7 protein-coding genes are annotated in these 5898 nt (G+C 39.6%); all 7 read right to left on the reverse strand.

Annotation, left to right across the window (positions count from 1 at the left end; genetic code table 11):
* Positions 1–556 precede the first annotated feature (556 nt).
* Entirely contained in the window at positions 557–1867 is a 1311-nt protein-coding gene (locus BW947_RS18315) for a zonular occludens toxin domain-containing protein (RefSeq protein WP_076502301.1), read from the reverse strand.
* Positions 1867–2214 carry a DUF2523 family protein gene (locus tag BW947_RS18320; protein WP_076502303.1) on the reverse strand — a complete coding sequence of 116 codons (348 nt, stop codon included), beginning with the start codon at positions 2212–2214 and terminating at the stop codon, positions 1867–1869. The genes BW947_RS18315 and BW947_RS18320 overlap by 1 nt, the downstream gene beginning before the upstream one ends.
* Before the next feature lie 8 nt (positions 2215–2222).
* On the reverse strand, positions 2223–3614 hold the full coding sequence (locus BW947_RS18325; RefSeq protein WP_076502304.1) for a virulence factor TspB C-terminal domain-related protein: 1392 nt from the start codon (positions 3612–3614) through the stop codon (positions 2223–2225).
* A 74-nt stretch (positions 3615–3688) separates the two neighbouring features.
* The gene (locus BW947_RS18330) at positions 3689–3904 is read right to left on the reverse strand and encodes a hypothetical protein (RefSeq protein ID WP_076502306.1); all 216 of its coding nucleotides are present in this window, start codon (positions 3902–3904) and stop codon (positions 3689–3691) included.
* A 9-nt stretch (positions 3905–3913) separates the two neighbouring features.
* Entirely contained in the window at positions 3914–4120 is a 207-nt protein-coding gene (locus BW947_RS18335) for a hypothetical protein (protein WP_076502307.1), read from the reverse strand.
* A gap of 12 nt (positions 4121–4132) precedes the next feature.
* On the reverse strand, positions 4133–4447 hold the full coding sequence (locus BW947_RS18340; protein ID WP_076502309.1) for a chemotaxis protein: 315 nt from the start codon (positions 4445–4447) through the stop codon (positions 4133–4135).
* Between the two features lie 59 nt (positions 4448–4506).
* The coding region (locus tag BW947_RS18345) for a replication endonuclease (RefSeq protein WP_083948275.1) at positions 4507–5898 on the reverse strand (1392 nt) is incomplete at its 5' end.

Genomic DNA, 5898 nt, shown 5'->3' on the forward strand with positions numbered 1-5898 from the left:
TACATTGTGCGCATCCTTTTTTTTAAGTTAACCAGAGTGCCGATAAGTACATGTATCGGCATTTAGTTAATTAGTCAGGCGTATGGAAGATAGTTTGTGAATGTTCAAACTGCTTTCTTCATTTTTCCAGTAATGACAGACCGAGCCATAAAAGGAACATGATCACGATTATGACAAAGAAAATCAGCCATAGATTTAAATTCAACCTCGGAATCAACAGGAACCCATAGCGTTAATTTTTTTTAAGCCTTGAGAACGTTGTTTAAGTTCATATTTTGAATTTCTACTCATGGTGTCACCAGTGACTCAGCGTTAGAAACGGAATCTAGCGGAAAGATGACACAATATGAATTTAGAAAATCAAAATAAATTTCATTTGAATAAATAACACCTAAAGCAAACCCTAAAATAAGAAAAACAATAAAAATAAAAACAACAGCAGCAATATCAAAATAACTCATAGAAATACCTAATAAATTAGTAAGTTCAATGCAATAAAATCAAATATAGTGAGGTGGGCGCTTGCGCTTGCCTCCCACCCCACTAATGGACTTGATTACGTAGGGGCTGAAGGTTCGGAGGAATCAGTAACAGATAAAGATTTACTAAAAGGGTCACAGGTAATAAAAGTCGTGTAATTATCAAAAGAAAGACGAACAAGACAAGGAGAAATAGCATTGACTGCAAAACCTACAGCCGAAGGGTCGAAAAGTTCGGCAGTGTCTTTTTTAGAAAAAGAATAATCAAACGATGCAACACCATAAGTATCACGCTTATAAAGCGAACCAGTAATAAACACCCCATCAGTTAACTTAGCAATATAAGCCTGAAACATAGGTGAATCATTTTTGTTTAAATTATTGATTTTAGCGACCCTAGAAATATCATCTTTCTTCGTATCAACCTTAGCATCAACATTAACACCAACAGAATCGACAACCTTAGAAGGATTCATAATTCCAGAAGTAAAGAACAAATAAGCAATAAGAATTAGTAAAAGTAATAATAAAATACCTACAATAAAAATCTTTGGCATTTTAAATTTATGGGTATGCATTTCAGAACTAAAATAAGAACCATAAAACAACGATGGTCGCTTAATTAAAGACTTTTGACATGTTTGAGTATCGAAATAATTGTCAGGGTCAAAACTCTTTGAATTTTCATAACGAGATACCCTCTCACCTCCGAATGGATTGTGATAGTGAATATGTTTATTCGCGAGCTTACGAACATGGTTATCTAACAGCATCCTATCTTGCGTAACAAGATGCACGTCAAACCCTTTATGCCTGTGAGTTTCAAACTCAGAGACATGCTCAGGAACCTTGGCACCCAAAGCACGAGGCGGGAAAAACTGCTGACATTCATCAATAAAAATAATAGAAGTTTTAGGTAATTTGAACCAATCACGAGCATTATCAAAGTAAGTAAAATGCAAGTTAAACTGCTTCAAACTTTCAAAAGTTAATTGCTCCGCTGGCATGTTAAAAATAAATTCCTCCATAGATTCAAGCTGTTTTTTTGAATACAGCCTTCTAACCCACGCAAGCCAAGTCTCAAGCGGTGAAGCTGCTTCAAAATAGCTTTGAAGCCAAGGGGCGTGCTCCAGAGAAAGAAACTCGTCATCAGCATGCACACGCTTAAGAATCCGCTGCACACGCTTCAAAAGCCCCTTATTACTGAGTTTGGGCAAGTAAGAACCATAAAACCAACCACTGAAAGAAGATGCAACATCATAGTCCAGCATAACCAAACGGACGTTATGATAATAAATTGGACGAGTAGCATCATTCTGAGTAACTAAATCAGAAAATGAATTCAGCGTTTTACTCGCACCTGGCTTGCCAGTTCGTAAGACAATCATTAGGCACCCCAATCAACATCAGATTTATCACCCGGCTTGCGCCATACCATTTGACGCGAATTACCTGCCCGACTAGCTCCTTTTAAGACAAGCAATGCAAAGCCTGTAGACATCATTATATTGATAGCAGTATCAATGCCGCACAGATGAATAAACGTAGCAACAAGCGGCGGAAGCCCAGATGTAGAAGCGTTTAACTTGTCCAATATCTTATCAAAAATCAAACCAACCCCCATAAATGTCACTGTACCAAAACCAATAGCAACAGCTACACGACCAGCAGTTGCAGCAACAAAATTAGCTAGAAATGGAAATACAGACGCAAGGAACATCAAAAAATATGGCATATGAGCACCTATGAATATTTAGCAATAGCTAGACCAGAAGAAAGCATAGCCGTGGCGATAACAAACCAACTAATCACCGCAGCCAAATCACACATTGGCGACAAATCAAGATGCAAAACAGCAATACCTATATCCAAAGGCAAAGGCGCTGGACAGGTTTGCTGACCACCTGCATTAAACCCATTTGCATTTGTATATTTATTTAATAATGCATCAGTATTAATAGTTCCTGCATCAATGTTTTGAATGTCAGAATCGGGAGATTCATTATATTCCTTGACACTCGAAACCAATGAATCCACCAACCCATTACCATCAGTTTCAGATTGAGACGATGCACAAGAACGTTCCCATTCTTTTTTGGCAATAAAACAAGAAGGCGAATCAGATGAACATTGAAAAGAAGCGCAGCCAGTAGAAGAAACAGAATCAGAAACAGAATCGGAAGGTGTTGAAGTCAGAGATTTAATAGAATCATTAATGGCTTTTAACAAAAGTTGCTCAGATGCAGAACTGTTATTAATAACATTATTTATCCCGTTCATTGAGCCATTAATAGAATAAAGTGTACCCAAAGAATTGTTAATCATACCAGTGTTAGACCTGATTTCACCTAAATATGGAAACAAAGGACTTAAATCAGTAGCGGTACCGCCACCAGTACCACCAGTACCGCCACCAGTACCAGTTTTATTTTCAATACTGTACAAAGTGTCATGCATATAATTTAATTTTCTTCCTACAATACCAAATTCCTCTTGAATTACTGATTTAAAAGATGCGGCTTGTTCAAGATTGAAAATATTATCCTGCTCAAACTGGCTGCGCATTTCATTCCAATTAGTAGCACCCCAAGTATTAATGGCATCAACAATTTGCCTATCACCTGTTTCACCCATTGCACCTAAAATATTGAACAATAAATTATTAGACTGGTTTGAAGATGAAATAAGATTGCGAGTAAGTGAATTATTATCGGCTAATTGTCGCCATTGAGATTCAGAAATAGATTTTATAAGAGAAGCCATATTCCCAGTGGTTCCTGTGCCCTCTGAAAATGAATCAGTACCGATAGGGAATTGTGGCGGTTCCTCTGGAACGTGAAATTGGCAATTATTAACATCGGTAGAGTGATAGGCCATTTCAACAACACAGACTAAGTTACTTGGATCACCTACAGCACAAAACCAAGATACCCCATACCACGAGTAATCATTTGAATCGCATCTAGTTTTATGGAAAGTTCTAGACTCAGCTTGAGCGTTGGCACCAGTAAACTCAAATAAGAGGGGTAAATCAGGCGTTGCAGGAGGCGAATAAGCAAAAAGCGGAAATGAAAATAAAGCTAGAAGAAAACCCGCCTTATGCAATCCAAGGTCACCAAAAGTACGATTAACCATATAATATCCTGTAAGGTAATCAGCATAAAACCTCAAAAGCGGGGAAAACCTCCCCGCCTAAATTGTAATAGTGGTTAGAAGAATTGAGCCTTACCCCACTTAAAGACCACAGTAGCCGCGGCCAAAGTCATCATGCCAAGACCAATAGCACCAATAACAACAGTGCCATCAGTCACCATTTGATCTACAGCAGGCTGAATATCAGCAGCAGCAGCAGCCATTACAGAAGTTGAAACAACAGAAGCCACACCGACCCCCAACGTTAACAGCAATTTTTTAGCTTTAGACATATAACATCCTTATCGCAGACCCATGACCTGCCGACCAAGTTTAAAAATAAAAGCCATGCCATAGAGAGACACAGCACCTACAATAAACAAAGAGACTTCATACGCAGTCAGATGAGAATCTAAATCTTGAGCAGAAATTAATAGATAACCCGCGCAAGGTTCAACACTAGAATAAATCAGCGTTCCATTATCATCTGGTATAACGCACAGAGTCATTTTGTTTAATCCTTACGCCTTACGAACAACGGGAGTTTCAAATAAATGGAAACCAGTAATAGAAACATGTTTACCGTCACTATTCGCAAAGCTCATTTCTTTATATTCAACGTGTAACTGACAACGAGTACCGACAGCACTCTTTAAAACATCAAGAGTCTTACCATCCTTTACAAAATCAGCAGAAACATGAACATCAACCGTTTGAGTTGGTGATGTCGTAATCAAACGTAACAAACCAACATTTGTAGTTTCACCCGTTTGGAAATTTACCTTCGGTTTAATCTGAATATCAGACGGGTCTAAAATTAAGCCTTCAAGTTTCATTTTGTACTTCCTTTCAGTTATATAATTATGTGGGGACAGTTATTGACACGAGTCCAAGGCTAATGCCGAAGCACCAAAGCACTCGCTTCGCTCGTTGGTGCATCTTCATTAGCTATGGCATCAAGCCAGAGCGCTTGCAGTTCTTCATATTCCTGAATGTGGCGCTCATACTCGGCATAGTCGGATTCGGCCATACGCTGATATTCACGTTCTAATTCCAGTACATCGAAAATATCAACAACACCGTCCATGACTTGGTTACGGGCTTTGACATATTCTTCTTTGTTAATCAACTTCCAACTCTTAAAGCGGGTCGCCTTAAAAATGCCTTGAAACATCACGCCATTAACACGAGCATGAGCCGCATCACCAAAGCGAGTCTTAGAGAACGCACCCGATTCAAATAGCTTTGAAAACACCGCTGGGACGGCATAATGTGTTTTAACCGTTTGGTCAGCACGACGAACAAAGATGCCACCCATGGCCATACAAAATGCCCCCCAGTCGCCCTCGTCAGCAGAACGGCGCACCCTTTCTAATAGGTAATGCTCGTCGGAATTTAATTGTGTAAACACGGCATCACCCTCGGCTATTTGCTCACGTAAACGACGCATTTCGCGCCAGACGGTGACACTAGGGCCACCAAAGAATTGAAATTGACGAATGCCTTGGACACGCGACCACGTAACAATCCGTTCAGCAGCATCAACACCATCGAGTGACGTTGAGCGGTCTTTATCAATGTGTTGACCATCAACAGATTTAGAAATGTATTTAGCAACATAACCAACAGCAGAACCCCTTTTAGGGTCAATATCCTCAGATTTAAAACGGTATTCCTGAGCGCCCTTCTCGTCTGGACAATCCAGTAATGAGAACCGACGTAACTCAGTAACAATGAATTCAATATCAGTAGGTAATGCGAAAATAATCATGTGATGATGTGGCGTAGCATCGTGATGCGGCTCAACAATGCGCATCCCATAAAATTTAATACCTGCCTTATCCATAGACTTGCGAAAATTCGACCAAACCCCCATCAAATGCCTATGTGCATCCTCAGGAATAGGTCTATCAGCAGCGATAAATTTAGGGTTTAACACGCCATTAGAAACGGCATGAAAACGAGACGGTGACGTTACCGTGGTAAAAACAGCAACATGCCCCAATTCCTGTGCTATCTGCTCAAATCCTTTCAACCTGACAAATATTTCAGCCCGACGGATTTCGGGATTAGAAATTGATTTACGGGAAAGTTCAGACAAGGAAAACGCATTTGATTGATCATCATCATCAACGGCAATAGTATTTTCCAAAACTTCTAAATTATCAGACTGACGTTGGCGATGGCGAACAAGGGCATAATCACTGCAATAAGCCTGCTTACCCTTGTGAACAACACCTAAGTCACGCGCCACATTTTCAACAATACGAAGAAATCGACGTCGTAA

The sequence above is a fragment of the Shewanella morhuae genome (assembly GCF_900156405.1).
GTDB lineage: Bacteria > Pseudomonadota > Gammaproteobacteria > Enterobacterales > Shewanellaceae > Shewanella > Shewanella morhuae.